Source organism: uncultured Microbacterium sp., assembly GCF_963528945.1.
GTDB lineage: Bacteria > Actinomycetota > Actinomycetes > Actinomycetales > Microbacteriaceae > Microbacterium.
In genome coordinates this window covers 288,532-305,973 of record NZ_CAURWX010000001.1, presented here as the reverse complement: position 1 = coordinate 305,973, position 17,442 = coordinate 288,532, and the positions used below count along the sequence as shown (strand labels likewise).

The 17,442-nt window shown below is 71.7% G+C and carries 15 protein-coding genes; 5 read left to right on the top strand and 10 right to left on the bottom strand.

Going from position 1 to position 17,442, the window contains the following annotated elements:
• Positions 1-109 precede the first annotated feature (109 nt).
• From RWS82_RS01330 to RWS82_RS01310, 5 genes are all read right to left on the bottom strand, one after another.
• Complete coding sequence (locus RWS82_RS01330; protein WP_314646082.1) at positions 110-607, bottom strand: methylated-DNA--[protein]-cysteine S-methyltransferase; 498 nt, start codon at positions 605-607, stop codon at positions 110-112.
• The gene (locus tag RWS82_RS01325) at positions 604-2,142 is read right to left on the bottom strand and encodes an AlkA N-terminal domain-containing protein (protein WP_314646080.1); all 1,539 of its coding nucleotides are present in this window, start codon (positions 2,140-2,142) and stop codon (positions 604-606) included. The genes RWS82_RS01330 and RWS82_RS01325 overlap by 4 nt, the downstream gene beginning before the upstream one ends.
• 166 nt (positions 2,143-2,308) lie before the next feature.
• Positions 2,309-3,916, bottom strand: a complete 1,608-nt coding sequence (gene purH / locus RWS82_RS01320) for a bifunctional phosphoribosylaminoimidazolecarboxamide formyltransferase/IMP cyclohydrolase (protein ID WP_314646077.1) — start codon at positions 3,914-3,916, stop codon at positions 2,309-2,311.
• 41 nt (positions 3,917-3,957) lie between these two features.
• The gene (gene purN / locus RWS82_RS01315) at positions 3,958-4,545 is read right to left on the bottom strand and encodes a phosphoribosylglycinamide formyltransferase (RefSeq protein ID WP_314646074.1); all 588 of its coding nucleotides are present in this window, start codon (positions 4,543-4,545) and stop codon (positions 3,958-3,960) included.
• 9 nt (positions 4,546-4,554) lie between these two features.
• Positions 4,555-6,000, bottom strand: coding sequence for a DUF6350 family protein (locus tag RWS82_RS01310; RefSeq protein WP_314646071.1), 1,446 nt, complete (start codon positions 5,998-6,000; stop codon positions 4,555-4,557).
• 94 nt (positions 6,001-6,094) lie between these two features.
• On the opposite strand from RWS82_RS01310, the gene RWS82_RS01305 reads away from it, so the two are divergent.
• On the top strand, positions 6,095-7,516 hold the full coding sequence (locus RWS82_RS01305; RefSeq protein WP_314646069.1) for an NCS2 family permease: 1,422 nt from the start codon (positions 6,095-6,097) through the stop codon (positions 7,514-7,516).
• A 199-nt stretch (positions 7,517-7,715) separates the two neighbouring features.
• Here RWS82_RS01305 and sucD read toward each other — a convergent pair whose 3' ends face one another.
• On the bottom strand, positions 7,716-8,618 hold the full coding sequence (sucD, locus tag RWS82_RS01300; protein WP_314646066.1) for a succinate--CoA ligase subunit alpha: 903 nt from the start codon (positions 8,616-8,618) through the stop codon (positions 7,716-7,718).
• Between the two features lie 26 nt (positions 8,619-8,644).
• Positions 8,645-9,811 (bottom strand): ADP-forming succinate--CoA ligase subunit beta, encoded by a 1,167-nt coding sequence (sucC, locus tag RWS82_RS01295; RefSeq protein WP_314646065.1) that lies wholly within the window; start codon positions 9,809-9,811, stop codon positions 8,645-8,647.
• 137 nt (positions 9,812-9,948) lie between these two features.
• On the opposite strand from sucC, the gene RWS82_RS01290 reads away from it, so the two are divergent.
• Both RWS82_RS01290 and RWS82_RS01285 read left to right on the top strand, forming a co-directional pair.
• Complete coding sequence (locus RWS82_RS01290) at positions 9,949-10,611, top strand: TetR family transcriptional regulator (RefSeq protein ID WP_314646063.1); 663 nt, start codon at positions 9,949-9,951, stop codon at positions 10,609-10,611.
• Between the two features lie 110 nt (positions 10,612-10,721).
• Complete coding sequence (locus RWS82_RS01285; RefSeq protein ID WP_314646060.1) at positions 10,722-11,957, top strand: acyl-CoA dehydrogenase family protein; 1,236 nt, start codon at positions 10,722-10,724, stop codon at positions 11,955-11,957.
• Positions 11,958-11,975: 18 nt separating this feature from the next.
• On the opposite strand, the gene RWS82_RS01280 is transcribed toward RWS82_RS01285, so the two are convergent.
• Positions 11,976-12,467 carry a hypothetical protein gene (locus RWS82_RS01280; RefSeq protein WP_314646058.1) on the bottom strand — a complete coding sequence of 164 codons (492 nt, stop codon included), beginning with the start codon at positions 12,465-12,467 and terminating at the stop codon, positions 11,976-11,978.
• 84 nt (positions 12,468-12,551) lie between these two features.
• On the opposite strand from RWS82_RS01280, the gene RWS82_RS01275 reads away from it, so the two are divergent.
• Together RWS82_RS01275 and RWS82_RS01270 are read left to right on the top strand one after the other, a co-directional pair.
• On the top strand, positions 12,552-14,003 hold the full coding sequence (locus tag RWS82_RS01275) for an NAD(P)/FAD-dependent oxidoreductase (protein ID WP_314646055.1): 1,452 nt from the start codon (positions 12,552-12,554) through the stop codon (positions 14,001-14,003).
• A 69-nt stretch (positions 14,004-14,072) separates the two neighbouring features.
• On the top strand, positions 14,073-15,116 hold the full coding sequence (locus RWS82_RS01270) for an ATP-dependent DNA ligase (protein WP_314646053.1): 1,044 nt from the start codon (positions 14,073-14,075) through the stop codon (positions 15,114-15,116).
• 3 nt (positions 15,117-15,119) lie between these two features.
• Here the strand turns inward: RWS82_RS01270 and ligD are convergent, their stop codons facing one another.
• Positions 15,120-16,175, bottom strand: a complete 1,056-nt coding sequence (ligD, locus tag RWS82_RS01265) for a non-homologous end-joining DNA ligase (RefSeq protein ID WP_314646051.1) — start codon at positions 16,173-16,175, stop codon at positions 15,120-15,122.
• Positions 16,176-16,221: 46 nt separating this feature from the next.
• A complete protein-coding gene (locus tag RWS82_RS01260) occupies positions 16,222-17,418 on the bottom strand; it encodes an SseB family protein (RefSeq protein WP_314646048.1) in 1,197 nt (398 codons plus the stop codon).
• Positions 17,419-17,442: the final 24 nt, after the last annotated feature.

The window sequence follows — 17,442 nt, the reverse complement described above, 5'->3', positions numbered from 1 at the left end:
GAGATCGTGATCATGGTGTCCTCCTCAGGCTCGGCCGTGCCGCCCGGTCGGTGCGACAGCCCTCCAGCCTATTGCTGTGAACACGCTGAATGCAACAGGAATTCCCGGTTCAGGCGCGCGCGGCCTCGCGGTCGAGCAGGCTCCGCTTCACCTCGAGTCCCCACGCGAATCCGCCGAGCGTGCCGTCGCTGCGCAGCACCCGGTGGCAGGGCACGAACAGCGCCGGCGCGTTGCGGGCGCAGATCGACGCGGCGGCGCGCACGGCACGGGGCGAGCCGAGCGCCGTCGCGAACGAGGTGTAGGTGAGCGGTGCGCCCGGGTCGATGCCGCGCAGGGCCGCCCATCCCGCGTGCTGCAGCGCGGTGCCGTGTTGGGCGACCGGCACGGTGTCGATCGCGGCGAGGTCGCCGGCGTAATAGGCGGCGACGGCATCCGCGGCCTCGGTGCGTCCTGCGCGGACCTGGGCGGGTCGGCCGACCGCGGCGATCCGCGCCACGACGACGTCGCGGTCGCCGGTCCACCCGGAGGCGAGCACCCGCTGCTGCTCGTCGACGAGGATCGTGAAGGGGCCGTCCGGGGTGGCGACGGTCTGGACGATGGCGTTCACGGGGTCTTCTCCTGAGGGTCGTGGACAGTGTTCGACGTGGTGGGGCGGGCCGCGCGAGTGGGGCGATCGGCGCGGGTCACGCGCCGTGCGGGCCGTACAGGTGCGGCCCGCCAGAGGTGAGCGGTGAGGTAGCTCCGCCACGGCGCCGCTCGTTCGGCCCAGGCGGTGAGGGCGCGCGGCTCGCCCGGCAGCCCCGAGGAGACCGCACCCGCTCGCATCGCGACGTCGCCGGGGAGCAGCACATCCGGGTCGCCGAGCACGCGCATCCGCACGTAGTCGGCCGTCCACGGGCCGATCCCCGGCATGGCGAGCAGGGCAGCGCGCTGCTCTGCCCCGTCGTCGCCGACCGTCAGATGCAGCGACCCCTCGGCGAGTGCTGCGGCGGCACCCGTGATGGCCCGGATGCGGGCGGCGGGGCCGCGCAGCACCTCGGCTCCCCGCTCGGCGATCGCCGTCATGGTCGGGAACAGCAGGCCCGCGTCGGTGCGCTCGCCCAGAGCCTCGGCGAGCGCGCTGAGAGCCGTGCGGGCCGCCACGACCGTGATCTGCTGGCCCACCATCGCCCGGATGAGCATCTCGTGGGGGTCGGCGGCGCCGGGCACGCGCATGCCGGGGGTGCGCGCGACGAGCGGTGCGATCTCGGGGTGGGCGCTCAGCGCGCCGTCGATCGCATCGGGGTCGGCGTCGAGGTCGAACAGGCGGCGGGCCGTCGCCACCAGCGGTGAGAGATCGCCGAGCTGCGTCACTCGGGCACGCAGATGCAGCCGGTCGGCTCGCTCCTGCCGCACCTCGAACCACGCCGGCCCGCCGGCCAGGCGCAGGTGCCGCGCAAACGATGTCGTCGTGGCCTCCTCCACGCCCGGCAGCGCCCGCGCCGCCATCCAGTCGAAGAGGCCGGCCGTATCGAGAGGCCCGCGGTACGGGAGCACGAGGTCGATCGCCCCGGGAACGGCGGCCGACGGCATCCGTCGTCGTGCGCGCAGCTCCGTCGGCGTGAGGCCGAACACCTCGCGGATCGTGTCATTGCACTGGCGGATGCTCGCGAAGCCGGCCGAGAACGCCACGTCGGCGACCGGAAGGTCGGTGCCCACGAGCAGCATGCGGGCGGTGTGGGCACGGTGCGCGCGCGCCAGGGCGAGCGGACCCGCGCCGAGTTCGGCGACCAGGAGCCGCGTGAGATGCCGGCTCGAATACCCGAGGCGGTTTGCGAGCCCGGACACGCCCTCGCGTTCGACGACGCCGGTCCCGATCAGGCGCATCGCCCTCGCCACGACGTCACCGCGTACATCCCAGGCGGGAGAGCCGGGGGCCGCTTCCGGAAGGCATCGCTTGCACGCGCGGTACCCGGCCTCGTGGGCCGCCGCGCTCGTGGCGTAGAACGTCACGTTCTCGCGCTTCGGGGTGCGGGCCGGGCAGCTGGGCCGGCAGTAGATGCCCGTCGAGCGCACCGCCGTGACGAACTGCCCGTCGAAGCGCGTGTCGCGGGCGTCGATCGCCCGGTAGCGCTCGTCGAAGTCGGTCAGCGGAAGGCTCATGCCCCCATGCTGCCACGCCGCCTCCCCCACCACTGGCGGTTTTCGGACACCGCAGTCCCCTCCCCCGGAACCACATCGCTCCCGTCGCATTTTCTGTCGCCCGCCGCGCGGCGGGCCGACAGAAAATGCGACGGGAGCGGATGAAGGGGAGGGCAGGCCTCCGGGGTCAGTGGAAGAAGTGGCGCTCTCCGGTGAAGAACATCGTCACGCCGGCCTTGCGAGCGGCGTCGACGACCTCTTCATCGCGCACCGAGCCGCCGGGCTGGACGATCGCCGTGACCCCCGCGTCGATGAGCACCTGGGCTCCGTCAGCGAACGGGAAGAACGCGTCGGATGCCGCCACCGAACCGGCCGCGCGCTCCCCCGCACGCTCGACCGCGAGGCGGCACGAGTCGACGCGGTTGACCTGGCCCATGCCCACACCGACCGTGGCGTTGCCCTTCGCCAGCACGATGGCGTTGGACTTCACGGCACGGCAGGCCTTCCAGGCGAAGATGAGGTTCTCCATCTCCTCGTCGCTGGGGCGCTCGCCCGACACGAGTTCCCAGTTCTTCGCAACCGAGACGATGTCGTCCGGGAACCGGTCGGCGTCCTGCAGCAGCAGACCGCCCGACACCAGACGCACGTCCATGCGCTCCTGCTGCCAGTCCTCGGGGAGCTGCAGCAGGCGCAGGTTCTTCTTGCTCTTGAAGACCTCCAGCGCGGCCGGCTCGAACGCGGGCGCGACGATGACCTCGGTGAAGATGTCCTTCAGGTTCTCGGCCATCTTCAACGTGACCGTGCCGTTGGCCGCGATCACGCCGCCGTACGCCGACACGGGGTCGCACTCGTGAGCGCGCAGGTGAGCGCTCGCGATCGGGTCGAGCGCGTTGGGTGCGGTGGTGGCGATACCGCAGGGGTTCGCGTGCTTGATGATCGCGACGGCCGGCTTGATCATGTCGTACGCGGCGCGGAGGGCGGCGTCGGCGTCGACGTAGTTGTTGTACGACATCTCCTTGCCCTGCAGCTGCGTGGCCTGCGCGATGCCGTGCCCGCCGGCGCGGGTGTAGATGGCTCCGCGCTGGTGCGAGTTCTCGCCGTAGCGCAGGGTGGCGAGACGCTCGGCCTGGATGGTCAGGTGCGCCGGCAGGTCGCCCTCGTCCTGCAGCGTGCCCTCGGCGAACCACGAGGCGACGGCCGTGTCGTACGCCGCGGTGTGGGCGAAGGCCCGGGCGGCGAGCTCGCGGCGCTGCGACAACGTGGTCCCGCCGTCGGCGATCGCCGAGATGATGCCGGGGTACGACTGCGGCGACACGACGATCGCCACGTTCGCGTGGTTCTTCGCGGCGGCGCGCACCATCGCCGGACCGCCGATGTCGATCTGCTCGACGACGTCGTCGCCCTCGGCACCCGAGGCCACCGTCTCGACGAACGGGTACAGGTTCACCACCACGAGCTCGAACGGCGCGATGTCGAGGTCGGCGAGCTGGCGCTCGTGGTCTTCCAGGCGCAGGTCGGCGAGCAGGCCGCCGTGGATCTTCGGGTGCAGCGTCTTGACGCGCCCGTCGAGCATCTCGGCGACGCCGGTGACGGCGGCGACGTCGGTGACATCGAGACCGGCCTCGCGGATGGTGCTCGCGGTCGACCCGGTCGACACGATCTGCACGCCGGCGGCGGCGAGCGCCTGGGCGAGCTCGAGCAGCCCGGTCTTGTCGCTCACCGACACCAGGGCGCGGCGGATGGGAACCGTGTCGCGATCGCGGTACAGCGAGGGGTCGTGGCGGGGGCCGGCCATGGTGATGCTCCTTCGTGCGTCGGGCGTGGAGGGTGGGAAGGTCAGGAGGCGGGCTCGAGGCTGAGCTCGCCGGTCGCGATGCGCCGCACCACGTCGATCAGCAGCCGCCGCTCGACGGGCTTGATCCGCTCGTGCAGCGCGTGCTCCGTGTCGCCCGCGAGGATCGGCACGCGTTCCTGCGCGAGGATCGGTCCGGTGTCGACGCCGTCGTCGACGACGATCACGCTGGCGCCGGTCTGCGAGACCCCGGCGGCGAGGGCGTCGCGCACGCCGTGAGCGCCCGGGAACTCCGGCAGATACGCCGGGTGCGTGTTGATGAGCCGCGGCGAGAACTGCGCGACGAGCGAGGGAGGCAGCAGACGCATCAGGCCGCTGAGCACCACGAGGTCGGGTTCCCAGACGGCGAGCTGGCGGCCGAGCTCTTCGCCCCACGCCTCGCGGCTGTCGTGCTCGTGCCAGGGAACCGTGAACGAGGGGATGCCGAACTCCTCGGCGTGGGCGAGACCCTCGGCTTCGCGGTCGGCGCCGACCACGACCACCCGCGCCGGGAAATCGGGGTGACGAGCAGCCTCGAGGAGGGCACGAAGGTTCGAGCCGGTGCCCGAGATGAGAACGGCGACCGTGAGCACGCGGTCAGTCTACCGGGGGTCGCTCGACCCGCCGTGCCCGGTGACGTCGTCGAGCGGGGCGGTGTCGGCGTACGAGGGGAGCACGTCGGCGCGCGGACCGGCTGCGCCGTCGTCGTCCACCGGTCCGGATGCCTCGTCTCGCCCGGTGTCCGCGCTCCACGGCGTGGCGACGGCCGGGTCGAGGGACGACGCCGGGGCGATCCCGGATGCCGTCATCTCGGCCACCCAGCGGTCGGTGCGCTCCTCGGCCAACTCGTCCCGGTTGCGCGGCGAGAGCAAGAGGATGGCGGCACCGATCAGCACCTCTCCTCCGAGCGCGAGCGCGAACGGACCGGCGGACGGCCCGACGTCGGCGAGACGCCCCGGCCCGATCGATCCGCTCGTCAGCACCGCGGCGAGCGCGGCCATTCCCGCACTCACGGCGGCGATGCCGACGGCGATCGCGGCGCGCGGCAGCATCCCGAGCGGGGTGCCCTCCCAGACCAGGCGCGACCGCACGGCCCACCCGGCGAAGGCACCCGCCCCGATGGGCAGCAGCACGACGATGAGCATCCAGAACGAGCTGTTCTCCGGCAGCAGCCCGAACACCGGAAGCCCGGGCACGACGCCGAGCGAGGTGCCGGCGGGCGACACCGCCGTGCCGGCGCCCACGGCGAACCCCGGTCCGGCGATCCACGCCGCCGCCCAGACGACGAGCGTGGGAAGGTACACGAGCTGGGCGAGGGCGAGCATGCTCGCCCCGAGTCCGTCGACCCGCGCCGCCTGGAAGAGGGCGACGACCTCTCCCCCGCGCAGCAGGGACGCCACGGCGACTCCGAGCGCCCCGACGCCCATGACCGCGACGAGCGCGAACGCCGCTCCTCGCACGATCGCCGCGGGAACGGGGGCCCAGTCGCCCCACGAATCCAGGACGTCGTGGATCATGTCGAGCAGCCCGCCGTCGCCGTCCTCCCACGCGGCCCGAACCGCTCCGGCGACGGCCCCACACAGATACACGACGGGCGGCAGCAGCAGGGCGAGCGGCAGCGGGGTCTCCGCTCCGCCGAGACGCGACGAGACGGCGACGACCGCCGCGATCGCCGCGAAGGCGACCGTGCCGGACAGCACCCCGGTGATCCAGGCCCCCGCGCGTGCCGCGCGGCCGCCCGATCGCGCCGCGAAGAGGGCGGTGAACACGAGCAGGGCCAGCGGGGTCACCGAGACGGTGAATCGCGCGGCCTCCGCCGGCACGCCGACGGCGACCAGCACGACATCGGCGATCGTCACGTCGAGCGGCGCGCCGTGCCCGAAGGCCCAGAGGGTGCCGGTCAGCGGCCACAGGGCGCCCCAGTCGGCCGTGGCGCCGAAGGCCAGGGTCCAGAGCAGTGTGAGGGGCGCGAGGAGCACGGCGAGTCCGACGGCGGCCGCGATGGCGGCATCGAACGCGGCGAGGAGCGCGACGAGGAGGCGTTGCATAGCGCTTCGAGACTACGACGAGAACAGGGGTGCACCCGGGCGGGCGCGCGCGGCTCGGGCGACACGATATCGTCTCATCCGGAGGTTCACCCGAATGACAACTGCCCCGTCCCCCGCCCCTGCGACCGCGAGCGCCGAGCCGAAGAACGGCCTCGACCGCTTCTTCGAGATCACGAAGCGCGGTTCCACCTTCGGCACCGAGATCCGAGGGGGCCTGGTGACGTTCGTCACGATGGCGTACATCGTGATCCTCAACCCGATCATCCTCTCGACCCCCGACGTCGACGGCAACACCCTCGCCGGTCCGGCCGTCGCCGCCGCGACCGCCCTCACCGCCGGCGTCATGACCATCCTGTTCGGCCTGATCACGCGCCTGCCCTTCGCCTTCGCCGCCGGGCTCGGCATCAACGCGTTCATCGCGTTCTCCGTGGTCGGCTCGGTGACCTGGCCCGAGGCCATGGCCCTCGTCATGATCAACGGCCTCATCATCGTGCTGCTCGCCGCCACCGGCCTGCGCAAGATGATCTTCGACGCCGTGCCCGTGCAGCTCAAGCTCGCCATCACGGTCGGCATCGGCCTCTTCATCGCCTTCATCGGCTTCGTCAACGCCGGCTTCGTGACCGCGACGAACAACGCCTCTCCCCCGGTCGATCTCGGCATCGGCGGTTCGGTCGCCTCGATCCCCACGCTGCTGTTCGTCATCACGCTGCTCATCGGCGGGGTGCTCACGGCCCTGCGCGTCAAGGGCGCGATCCTGATCGCCCTCGTGGGCGGCACCGTGCTCGGCGGCATCGTCAACCTGATCTGGCCGTTCGGCCTCGACTTCGGCTTCACGGGTTCGATCGTCGGCCTGCCCGACCTCAGCCTCGTCGGCCAGGTCGACTTCGGCTTCGACCTGGGCAAGGTCAGCATCGTCGCCCTGGTGATGTTCGTCTTCACCCTTCTCTTCTCGAACTTCTTCGACGCGATGGGCACCATGACCGGCCTCGCGAAGGAGGCCGACCTCGCCGACGAGAAGGGCGACTTCCCGCGCATCAAGTCGGCGCTCGTCGTCGAGGGCATCGGCGCGATCGCGGGCGGCGGCACCTCGTCGTCGTCGGCGACCGTGTTCGTCGAGTCGGGTGCCGGCATCGGCGAGGGCGCGCGCACGGGCTTCGCGACCCTCATCACGGGCGCGATGTTCCTCGTCGCGATGTTCTTCACGCCGCTCACCTCGCTCGTCCCGGGCGCCGTCGCGGCGGCCGCTCTCGTGCTGGTGGGTGCGCTGATGCTCGCGCAGATCAAGAACATCGACCTCAGCGACTTCCGCGTGCTGCTCCCGGTGTTCCTCACGGCGACCGTCATGCCGATGACCTACTCGATCGCCAACGGCATCGGCGCGGGCTTCGTCAGCTGGATCGTCGTGAACGCGTTCTCCGGTCGCGCCAAGACCATCCACCCGCTGCTCTGGGCGGTGGGAGTCGGGTTCGTGATCTTCTTCGCCCGCGGCCCCATCGAGGCGCTCTTCGGCGTCTGACACGCAACCACGAAGGGGACGGATGCCTCGGCATCCGTCCCCTTCGTCGTCCCCACCGCGCATCCGCCGCCGTTCCGGTCGCACGAACGGCTGCTCTCCGCTCTCAGAGCGACCACTCGCGCGACGGGAGCGAACGATGCCCCGGGGTATGAGAAAGGCCCCGGGGTGGAGCCCGGGGCCTTCTCGGAGAGTCTAGCGCTTAGAGCGACTCGACGATCTCGCGCATCAGGGCGGCGGTCTCGGACGGCGTCTTGCCGACCTTGACGCCGGCGGCCTCGAGGGCCTCCTTCTTCGCCTGCGCGGTACCAGCCGAGCCCGAGACGATGGCGCCGGCGTGGCCCATGGTCTTGCCCTCCGGCGCCGTGAAGCCCGCGACGTAGCCGACGACCGGCTTGGTGACGTGCGCCTTGATGTACTCGGCCGCACGCTCCTCGGCGTCGCCGCCGATCTCGCCGATCATGACGATCGCCTTCGTCTCGGGGTCGGCCTCGAACGCGGCGAGCGCGTCGATGTGCGTCGTGCCGATGACCGGGTCCCCGCCGATGCCGATGGCGGTCGAGAAGCCCAGGTCGCGCAGCTCGAACATCATCTGGTACGTCAGGGTTCCCGACTTCGACACGAGGCCGATCGGGCCCTTGCCGGTGATGTTCGCCGGGGTGATGCCGACGAGCGCCTCGCCGGGGGTGATGATGCCGGGGCAGTTCGGTCCGATGATGCGGGTCTTGTTGCCCTTGCTCTGCGCGTAGGCCCAGGCCTCGGCCGAGTCGCCGACGGGCACGCCCTCGGTGATCACGACGAGCAGGGGGATCTCGGCGTCGATGGCCTCGACCATCGCGTCCTTCGTGAAGGCGCCGGGGACGAAGGCGATCGACACGTCGGCGCCGGTCTCCTTCATGGCCTCGGCGACAGAGCCGAAGACGGGCAGCTCGACGGCGTTGCCGTCCTTGTCGGTGTGCGACACCGTGGTGCCGGCCTTGCGGGCGTTGACGCCGCCCACGACCTGCGTGCCGGCCTTGAGCATGAGCGCCGTGTGCTTGGTGCCCTCGCCGCCGGTGATTCCCTGGACGATGACCTTGGAGTCCTTGTTGAGGTAGATCGACATTTCTCTAGTCCTTGTGTCTCTGGCGATCAGGCGTTGGCGAGTTCGGCGGCCTTGTCGGCGCCCTCGTCCATGGTGCTGGCGAGCGTGACGAGCGGGTGCGCGTACTCGGCGAGGATCGCGCGACCCTCGTCGACCCGGTTGCCGTCGAGGCGCACGACGAGCGGCTTCGAGGCCGTGGCGCCGAGCGTCTCGAGGGCGCCCTTGATGCCGTTGGCGACCGCGTCGCACGCCGTGATGCCGCCGAAGACGTTGACGAACACGCTCTTGACCTGCGGGTCGCCGAGGATCACGTCGAGACCGTTGGCCATGACCTCGGCCGAGGCGCCACCGCCGATGTCGAGGAAGTTGGCGGGCTTCACGCCGCCGTGCTTCTCACCCGCGTAGGCGACGACGTCGAGCGTCGACATGACCAGGCCGGCGCCGTTGCCGATGATGCCGACCTCGCCGTCGAGCTTGACGTAGTTGAGGCCCGACTTCTTCGCCTTCGCCTCGAGCGGGTCGGCGGCGTCCTTGTCTTCGAGCTCCTCGTGCTCCGGGTGGCGGATCTCGGAGGCGTTGTCGTCGAGCGTGACCTTGCCGTCGAGGGCGATGATGTCGCCGTCTTCGGTGCGCACGAGCGGGTTGACCTCGACGAGCGTGGCGTCTTCGCCCTTGTAGACCTCGAAGAGCTTCACGAAGACGTCGGAGACCTTCTCGACGAGGTCCTCGGGGAAGTTCGCGGCGCGCGCGATCTCGACGGCCTTCTCCTTGTCGATGCCCGTGAGCGGGTTGACCTCGACACGGGCGAGCGCCTCGGGCTTCTCGACGGCGAGCTGCTCGATCTCCATGCCGCCCTCGACCGAGCACAGCGACAGGTACGAGCGGTTGGCGCGGTCGAGCAGCACGGAGAAGTAGAACTCCTCGGCGATGCGGGCGCCCTGGGCGACCATGACGCGCTTGACGACGTGGCCCTTGATGTCGAGGCCGAGGATGGCCTTCGCGGCCTCGTAGGCCTCGTCGGGGGTCTTGGCGACCTTGACGCCGCCGGCCTTGCCGCGGCCTCCGGTCTTCACCTGCGCCTTGACGACGACCACACCGCCGATCTTCTCGGCGGCCGCCTTCACCTCCTCGGGGGTGTCGGCGACGATGCCGGCGAGGACCGGCACTCCGTACTTCTCGAAAACGTCTCGTGCCTGGTACTCGTACAGATCCACTGTGGTTCCTTCACTGGGCTGCTGGTCTGGTAATTCTCTCGATGTCGAGACATCGACCAGTCCCACAGCCTACTACCTCGACCTGGGCGCCCCCACGGCCCGTGCAGCCCCCGGAGCGCGAGGTCTAGGCTCATGCCATGCACGAATCCGCAGAACTGCGCACCGGCGTCGTGGCCGCTGCGCTGGAGCTCTTCGCGTCGCAGGGGTTCGACCAGACGTCGGTGGAGCAGATCGCCAAGGCAGCCGGCGTCTCGCGCTCGACCTTCTTCCGGCAGTTCGGGGGCAAGGAAGACGTCGTGTTCGCCGATCACGAGGCTCTCCTCGAGCGGCTGCGGGCCTTCCTCGGCGAGGGGCACGACGATCCGTGGGGCGCCGTGTGCGCGGCATCCGAGTCGGTCTTCACGCACTTCGCCCGCGACCCGGAGATGGCGCGTCGCCGGTACCAGATCGTGCGTCAGGTGCCGGTGCTGCGCGAGCGCGAGATCATCACGGTGTTCCGATACGAGCGGCTGTTCGACGACTACCTGCGCAGCGCACTGCCGGGGGTCGACCCGCTCGACGCCGTCGGCTTCGCCGCGCTCGTCACCGCGGTGCACAACCACGTGCTCCGCCAGCTGCTCCGCGGCACCCGGAAGGTGCCGGTCGCGACGCTGCAGGCGGCGCTCGCCGACGTGCGCCGGCGGTACGGCGTGCCCGCGGATGCCTCGGAGCAGGCGCCGGACGACCTCGTCGTTGCCGTGTTCCCACGCTCCATGCCGGTGGCCGAGGTGACCCGCCGACTGCGGTCGCAGCTCGACTGACCCTCGCCGGTCCCCGGGCGACGTGCGCCCCGCCCGCAGCGTTCGCCGTACCCGCGGTCGTGGAACCGAGTTTCTCGGCGTACGATACCAAGTGCCACGAAGGGACCCCCATGAGCACCGACGCCACCCCTCTCCCCGGCGAGCGCACCTCGTCGTACGACATCACCGGCCGCCAGGGCACCGACTACTACGCCGTCTTCTCCGACATCCCCGCCGACGACCGCGCCGCGTGGGAGCGCGCGCAGGCGTACGTCGACGAGGTCGCCCCGCAGATGGCGGATGCCTGGGACCGGGCCGAGTACCCCCTCGCCGCCGCCCGACGGATGGGCGAGATGGACCTGGTCGTCGACGGCGTCGAGCATCCGGCACTGACCCGCCTCTCCCCGCTCGCCGCGGGGCTGGTGAACATGGAGATCTCGCGGGGCGACGGCTCGCTCGGCACGATCCTCGCCGTGCAGGGCGGCCTGGCCCTGCGCACCCTCGCACTCTTCGGCTCCCCCGCCCAGCAGGACCGCTGGCTCACCGCCCTCGCCGACGCCTCCGTGCTCGGCTCCTTCGCGCTGACCGAGCCCGACCACGGCTCCGACTCCGTCTCGCTCGAGACCGTCGCCCGACGCGACGGCGACGCGTGGGTCATCCGCGGCACCAAGAAGTGGATCGGCAATGGCGCGTCGGGCGGCATCACCTTCGTCTGGGCGCGCGTCGACGACGCGGACGCCCCCGAGCACGGAGCGGTGCGCTGCTTCCTCGTCGAGCAGAGCACCCCCGGGTACACCGGCACCGTCATCCCCGGCAAGGCCTCGCTGCGGGCCATCCATCAGGCGCACATCCGCCTCGACGATGTGCGGGTTCCCCTCGACGCCGTGCTGCCGGGAACCCGCAGCTTCAAAGACGCGTCGATCGTGCTGTACGCCACGCGCTCCGGTGTCGCCTGGTCGGCGCTCGGTCACGCCACCGCCTGCTACGAGGCGGCACTCGCCTACGCCACGCAGCGGCAGCAGTTCGGCAAGCCGCTCGCGAAGTTCCAGATGGTGCAGGAGCGGCTCGCCCACATGCTCGAAGACCTCACCGCCATGCAGCTCTACTGCCGTCGACTCGCCGACCTCGAGACCGCCGGCGGTCTGCGCCCCACGCAGGCGTCGCTCGCGAAGTTCCACAACACCCGCGCGGCGCGGCGCATCGCATCCGTCGCCCGCGATCTGCTCGGCGGCAACGGCATCCTGCTCGAGAACGGCGTCATGCAGCATCTCGCCGACATCGAGGCGATCCACACCTACGAGGGCACGGAGAGCGTGCAGGCGCTCCTGCTCGGGCGCGACATCACGGGGATGAGCGCCTTCGTGTGACCGGGGTGCGGCGCGGGGTCAGTCGCAGCCGCAGCCGCCGGACGGCGTCTTCACCATGAAGCACACGTCGCACACGCCGTACTCGCGCTCGGTGACCGGCGTCGCGGCGGGGGTGCGAGGCGCTGCGGGCGTGCGGGGCGTCGCGGCGCGGCGCGCGGCGGCCTTTGCGGGGGTGCTGGGCGCGAACTCGCTCGGGTGATCGACGTAGTAGTACGGCGGGCGCCCCTCGCTCGGCTGCAGTCGCAGGCGGGTCGACCCGAGGATGATGACATCGTCTTCGGCGAAGCCGTTGGTGTACGTGCGCCCGATGTGCAGCGCCGCACGGTCGCCGCGACGGATGGCCTCGATGTACCGGCCGCGGTCGATGAGCGACGTCACGTCGGACCCGTCGACGATCGCCCGGATGAACGCGTGGTTGACGGGGTCGATGCGGTGGTGGCGCAGCGCCTCGTCGAGCGTGCGGTACGGACGGGAGGTGCCTGCGGGAGTGGGACCCTGTGCTTCTTTCATCCCTTCCAGGATCGCATGCCCGGACGGCGGCGCAGACCGCATCGGTCGGCCTCCCGCCCCGCGCGGCGTGACAGACTGGGCGGCATGGCACGGGCGACGATCATCGGCAGCGGGCCCAATGGACTCACGGCGGCGGTCTCCCTCGCGCGCGCCGGCTACGAGGTTCGGGTGCTCGAAGCGGCCGACACCATCGGCGGCGGCGTGCGGACCGTCGAGAACACGCTCCCCGGTTTCCGTCACGACGTGTGCTCCGCCGTGCATCCTGCGGCGTTCTCCTCTCCGTTCTTCCGGGCGTTCGGGCTGGCCGAGCGCATCGAGTGGATCCGCCCCGACATCTCCTACGCCCACCCGCTCGACGGCGGTCGCGCCGCGATCGCCTGGCGCGACATCGACCGCACCGCGGCGGCGCTCGGCGAGGATCGCGATGCGTGGCTCGCACGCCTCCGGCCGCTCGCACGGCACATCGACGGCGTGGTCGACTTCACCGGGCACCAGATCCCCCGCATCCCCCGCGACCCGGTCACCGCAGCGCGCTATGCCGTGCGGATGCTCGACCAGGGCACGCCCCTGTCGTCCCGCGCCTTCCGCACCGAGGAGGCCGCCGCACTGCTCACGGGAGTGCTCGCTCACGCGAGCACCCCGCTCCCCTCGTTGGCCGGCGCGGCCGCCGGATTGCTGCTCGCCGCGCTCGGTCACGCCGAGGGGTGGATGTACCCCCGCGGGGGCGCCCAGCGCATCGCCGACGCCCTCATCGCCGACCTCGAGGCGCACGGCGGCACGGTCGAGGCCGGAGCGCACGTGCGCGACCTCGGTGCCCTCGACTGGGGCGACCCCCGGCGCGGCGACCTGCTGCTGCTGAACGCCTCTCCGCGCCTCGCGCTCACGCACCCCGACATCCCGGCGCGCTACGCCAGGGCGCTCCGCCGCTACCGCTACGGACCCGGCGCCGCCAAGGTCGACTTCGCCCTCGACGGGCCGGTGCCGTGGGCGAACGCCGACGTCGCCCAGTCGCCGACCGTGCACGTCGGCGGCACCCGCGACGAGGTGCGCGCGAGCGAGAACGCGGTGGCACGTGGCCGGGTGAGCGAACGCCCCTACGTGCTCACGGTGCAGCCGTCGGTGTTCGACCCCACGCGCGCGCCCGAGGGGAAGGCGGTGCTGTGGGCGTACATCCACGTGCCCGCCGACTCTGATCTCGACGCGACCGAGCTCATCACGCGCCAGATCGAACGGTTCGCCCCCGGGTTCCGCGACCGCATCCTCGCTCACGACTCGGTACCGGCGTCGGCGCGCGAAGCCCTGAACCCGGCCGAGATCGGCGGCGATGTGTACGGCGGGGCGTTCACGATGCGGCAGGCGATCCAGCGTCCGACGCTGTCGATCGCCCCCTGGCGCACACCGATGCGCGGCGTCTACCTCGCATCGGCGGCCACACCTCCCGGTCCGGGCGTCAACGGCATGTCGGGGTGGCTCGCCGCCCGCACCGCCCTGGCCGACGCCGGGATGCCGCACGAGCTCGACGACCTGTTCGGCTGAGCCCCGATCCACCGACAGTGGCGACGCAAGGGGGTGGCTGCCCGCCTCGGTCGCCGTCAGGATGGGGGCATGCGCTACGACATCCCCGCCCCGATGCTCGCCAAGGCCGCCGCCGCCGTGCCCGACCCCGCGAAGACACCCGGCGGGCTGCTGTTCGAGCCGAAGTGGGACGGCTTCCGCGGGCTGGTCGCCTGGGACGGCGAGACCGTCGAGATCGGCTCCCGCGGGGCGAAACCCCTCACCCGGTACTTCCCCGAGCTGGTCGAGGCGATCCCCGACCTGCTGCCGCACCCCTGCCTGCTCGACGGCGAGATCGTCGTCGCGACCGGTCCGGAGGGGGCACAGCGACTGGACTGGGAGGCGCTGAGCCAGCGCATCCATCCCGCCGCCTCGCGCGTCGCGAAGCTCGCCGCCGAGACGCCCGCGATGTTCATTGCCTTCGACCTGCTCGCCGAGGGTGACGACGACCTGCGCAACCGGCCGTTCGCGGAACGCCGGGCACGGCTCGAGAAGCTCCTCGACGGCGTCGGGCATCCGCTGCACATCACTCGCACGACGCGAGACCGTGACGCCGCCGTGCGCTGGCTGGCGGAGTTCGAGGGCGCCGGCCTCGACGGGGTCGTCGCGAAACCGCTGGAGCAGCCCTACGCGCCCGGCAAACGAACGCTCACCAAGATCAAGCACGCCCGCACGGCCGACGTGGTCGCGCTCGGATACCGCGTGCACAAGTCGGGCACCGGCGTCGGCTCGCTGCTCGTCGGTCTGTACGACGCCGAGGGAGGCCTGCACCAGGTCGGCGGGGTGGCGGCCTGGAGCGACCGTCGCCGGCGCGAGCTGGTCGACGAGCTCGCCCCGCTCGTCGAGCGCGACGAGAGCGGGGCGGCCGTGACGGGCGAGGGCGACAGGTCGCGCTTCTCAGGCGCGAAGGACACCACGTTCGTGCGACTGCGGCCGGAACGGGTGTTGGAGGTGCGCTACGACCAGCTCGAGGGCGCGCGATTCCGACACACCGTGCAGTTCGAGCGTTGGCGTCCCGATCGCGAGGCGCGGTCGTGCACCTACGACCAGCTCGACACCGTGGCGGGGTACGACCTCGCCGACGTCATCGGTTGAGCGTCAGGACTTCTCGACCGGCTCGCCGTCGGCATCCCAGTGCGCGGCGACCTTCTTGCTCGGCTGCACGCGCGGCGGCTCGCCGGGCATCTTCGGGAACTCGGGCGGGAACGACAGCTCGCCGAGCCCGTCGGCCACGTCCCGCTCCCACCACTGCAGCAGCGTGTCGATGCGCCCGGGTGCGGCCTGCTTCTCGGCCCACGGGTCTCCGATTTCCTGCAGCCGCCCGGGGATGCTGCGCACCGTGAACCGCGTCGGGTCGAGCCCGTCGAGCTCGTCCCAGTGCACGGGGGTCGAGACCGTCGCCGCGGGGAGCGCGCGGGCACTGTAGGCGCCCGCCATCGTGCGGTCGCGGTTGGCCTGGTTGAAGTCGATGAAGATACGCTCGCCGCGCTCCTCCTTCCACCAGTTCATCGTCACCTGCTCGGGCATCCGTCGCTCGAGTTCGCGCCCGGCAGCGATCACGGCATGGCGCACATCGAGGAACTCGTGCTCGGCCACGATCGGCGCGAACACGTGCAGTCCGCGGTTTCCGCTGGTCTTCGCGAACGCCTCCAGCCCCGCCTCGCGAAGCACCTCGCGCAGGGTGTGGGCGGCGACGACCGCATCCGCGAAATCGGTGCCCGGCTGCGGGTCGAGATCGATGCGCAGCTCGACGGGGTTGTCGGAATCCGTCGCCAGCGAGGCCCACGGGTGGAACACCACGGTGTTCATCTGCACGGCCCAGACGAGGGCCGACGGACGGTTCAGCACGATCTGCGGATGCCGCCGACCGCTGTTGTACGTGACGGTGACGGCGTCGACGTAGTCGGGCGTGCCCTTCGGTGGATTCTTCGAGAAGAAACCCTCTCCGTCGATGCCGTCGCGGTAGCGCTCGAGCGAGACCGGCCGGTTGCCGTTCGCCGCGAGGAACGGCCCGGCCACGACCTGCGCGTACTCGGCGAACTCGGCCTTCGTGATGCCGAGCTCGGGCCAGACCACGCGATTCGGGCTGGAGAGCACGACCTCGCGCTCCCCCTCGGGGTCGGCGACGGTCAGGGTCACGCGTTCGGAAGCCATGCTCCGACCCTAGGGCGCGACGCCGATGCGGGGAAGGGCGGTGCGCTCAGCCCTCGTCGGCCGGCACGATCTCGAGCACGGGCGCGAGCGCGGCGCGGTCGAGGAGGAGCGACGGACCGGCGGGATCGATGACGACACCCGCCATCTCGGCGTGACCGGTGAGCACCTTGGCGAGCTGGGCGGGCTCGAACGGCAGCGGCCGGTCGCCGCGCCCCAGCGCGATCACCTCGAGCGGGTGGGTGAAGAGCTGCAGGAAGCGCCGGCCATCGGTCGACTGCGCCTCGGCGATGCCGACCTGGCCGTCGGCCCCGCCCTCGTTCACGGCCACCCACATGCGGGTGCGCGTCAGCGCCTCGCCGGCCTTCGCCGTGGTGTCCTGCTCGCGGGGCGCCGACACGATCGACTTCACCGTCATGGCCGGGTCGGCCTGGTCGAGGGTCTTCTGCAGGAGCTCGGTCGGGAACACCACGCGGTGCGGGGCGGAGGCGTTGTCGATGATGAGTCCGGCGAAGTCACCCGACACGACGTGTTGGATGACGGCCGTCGTTGGCTGCGCGACGGCCGACGTCGACGCGGGGTCGGGCTCGGCCTGCACGGAGTCGCGCACCGCCGCCGCCGAGCTGAAGGCCAGCATGAACTGCCGCTCCTCATCGCGCACCACCGCGACCGTGAGGGGCTTGCCCTCGGCGATCTGCGCGCGCGCGTCGCCGTTGACCCGGATGAAGAGGTGGCTCTGGAGGGCCTGTCGCAGCACCCCGAGCAGCTGCTCGTTGGTGGCGCCCTGTTCGACCTGCTGCAGTGCTTCGCGCAGGAGGACGTTGTCCTTCATGCCCGGAACGCTCTCGGTCTGCTCGGGCGGGAGGGCTGGGGCTAGCGGAAGGCGCGGTTCGGAGGAGACGAGGGGCGTCGCGCCCGCGGGCAGTGTCGCCGCCGTGGGAGCCGGCGCGGCGGGGCCGGACGCGCGGGGCGCGGCGGATGCCGGGGCCGGGGCATCCGGGTCGGGAAGCTCCACCTGGGGGCCCGCCTGGGCACCGACCCCGCGGAACGCCTGCACCGAGATGCCGACGCTCGGCGCCGTCTCGGTCGCCGGCGCCGTCTCGGTCGCCGGCTCCGTCGTGGCCGCCGCCGTCGAGGACGGCTCCTCGGCAGACGTCGTCATGTCGTCGGCGCGGGCGTCGGAGGTCTCGGCGGCCGAGGTGACGGCGTCGTCAGCGGACTTCTTGCGGCGGGAGAAGAGGGCCATATGAGCCAGCCTAACCCTCGCCGC

Coding starts and splice junctions, on each gene's coding strand:
- RWS82_RS01275 (WP_314646055.1), top strand. CDS start 12,552: ATGGCACGGGCGACGATCATCGGCAGCGGGCCCAATGGACTCACGGCG.
- RWS82_RS01310 (WP_314646071.1), bottom strand. CDS start 6,000: ATGCAACGCCTCCTCGTCGCGCTCCTCGCCGCGTTCGATGCCGCCATC.
- RWS82_RS01325 (WP_314646080.1), bottom strand. CDS start 2,142: ATGAGCCTTCCGCTGACCGACTTCGACGAGCGCTACCGGGCGATCGAC.
- RWS82_RS01305 (WP_314646069.1), top strand. CDS start 6,095: ATGACAACTGCCCCGTCCCCCGCCCCTGCGACCGCGAGCGCCGAGCCG.
- RWS82_RS01290 (WP_314646063.1), top strand. CDS start 9,949: ATGCACGAATCCGCAGAACTGCGCACCGGCGTCGTGGCCGCTGCGCTG.
- RWS82_RS01270 (WP_314646053.1), top strand. CDS start 14,073: ATGCGCTACGACATCCCCGCCCCGATGCTCGCCAAGGCCGCCGCCGCC.
- RWS82_RS01285 (WP_314646060.1), top strand. CDS start 10,722: ATGAGCACCGACGCCACCCCTCTCCCCGGCGAGCGCACCTCGTCGTAC.
- RWS82_RS01280 (WP_314646058.1), bottom strand. CDS start 12,467: ATGAAAGAAGCACAGGGTCCCACTCCCGCAGGCACCTCCCGTCCGTAC.
- RWS82_RS01260 (WP_314646048.1), bottom strand. CDS start 17,418: ATGGCCCTCTTCTCCCGCCGCAAGAAGTCCGCTGACGACGCCGTCACC.
- purH (WP_314646077.1), bottom strand. CDS start 3,916: ATGGCCGGCCCCCGCCACGACCCCTCGCTGTACCGCGATCGCGACACG.
- ligD (WP_314646051.1), bottom strand. CDS start 16,175: ATGGCTTCCGAACGCGTGACCCTGACCGTCGCCGACCCCGAGGGGGAG.
- sucD (WP_314646066.1), bottom strand. CDS start 8,618: ATGTCGATCTACCTCAACAAGGACTCCAAGGTCATCGTCCAGGGAATC.